This window comes from Stenotrophomonas sp. SrG (assembly GCF_050031795.1).
Taxonomy (GTDB): Bacteria; Pseudomonadota; Gammaproteobacteria; order Xanthomonadales; family Xanthomonadaceae; genus Stenotrophomonas; species Stenotrophomonas rhizophila_A.
On sequence record NZ_JBNBBE010000913.1, the window covers coordinates 1 to 243 of the forward strand.

Here is a 243-nt window from a genome sequence, read left to right on the forward strand (position 1 = left end):
GTTCACCACCGCGTGCACCGGGCCCCCATCGCCCCGTGCCCCGACGTACTGCACCCCGGCTTGGCCGGGCCGGCCCGGGCGGCGGGGCAGCACCGGGACCCGGTGCCCGGCCGCCCGCAGCCGCTGGCACAGGCGCTGGCCGAGGAATCCGGTGCCGCCGGTGCTCAGGATGTCCATGCGTGCTCTCCGGGGGGACGGCCACTGTACGCGCCCGGGGGTCATCGCAACGCCCGCCGCCGGGTA

Annotated in this window: 1 protein-coding gene; it reads right to left on the reverse strand. The window is 78.2% G+C overall.

The genetic code is table 11. The features are described 5' to 3' along the window. Positions 1 to 222: NAD-dependent epimerase/dehydratase family protein (locus ACQG3P_RS22155; protein ID WP_426806253.1), on the reverse strand; the 222-nt coding region annotated here is incomplete at its 3' end. Positions 223 to 243 lie beyond the last annotated feature (21 nt).